Below are 683 nucleotides of genomic sequence, written 5' to 3' on the forward strand. Positions count from 1 at the left end.
TCCAATAGATTTTAAAGATACATTGTCTATTGGAGCCATTCACAGATTTTAAAATGGAGGATGGCGAACATGTTGATAGTTTAATCTTTAATTAAGGAATGGACAAAAAATAACTTTTCCTTCTGGATAAGGTCTTTCTTACTGAGCTGAGACGCTTATTTTTCAAGCATTCCTAAGGCAATTTCACGGGCAGCCCGTTTGCCCGATAACAAGGCTCCGTGCACCGTGGCAAGGTAACGCTGGGTAGTGGCTTCGCCGGCAAAATGTAAGTGCTTGATGGGTGCTGCCAATGCATCAAATTGCTTAGACTCGACCCCTACTGGCAGGTGTGAGTAGGCTCCCTCACTAAAAGGATCGGTCCACCAATGCGTATGGGCAAACCCAGTAAGCGCGGTAGTTTTGCCAAACATTCGTTGCAAGGTATAGAGCAATTCTTTCTTGATGCCCTCTCTTGCTCCTTCGTGCTCTAATGCTATGCCTTCTTTGCCGCCAGTGGTGGCTATCAACACGGGTTGTTTGCAAAAATGTCCCCAGTTAATAAAGACTATGTAGGGGTGTTTTTGCCAGGCAAGATGACTGATAAAGTGACGGTCGTTTTTCCAAAAAAAATCCTTCTGTATAAAATCTAGTGATGACAATTTAAATGACCATTATGAGGCTAAATATGTACTCATTATCTACAA

The 683-nt window shown here is 42.8% G+C and carries 1 protein-coding gene; it reads right to left on the minus strand.

Going from position 1 to position 683, the window contains the following annotated elements:
• Nucleotides 1–155: 155 nt before the first annotated feature.
• Nucleotides 156–638 carry an FAD-dependent oxidoreductase gene (locus Q0954_RS34235; protein WP_299466664.1) on the minus strand — a complete coding sequence of 161 codons (483 nt, stop codon included), beginning with the start codon at nucleotides 636–638 and terminating at the stop codon, nucleotides 156–158.
• Nucleotides 639–683 lie beyond the last annotated feature (45 nt).

Source organism: uncultured Microscilla sp. (assembly GCF_947493425.1).
Lineage (GTDB): Bacteria > Bacteroidota > Bacteroidia > Cytophagales > Microscillaceae > Microscilla.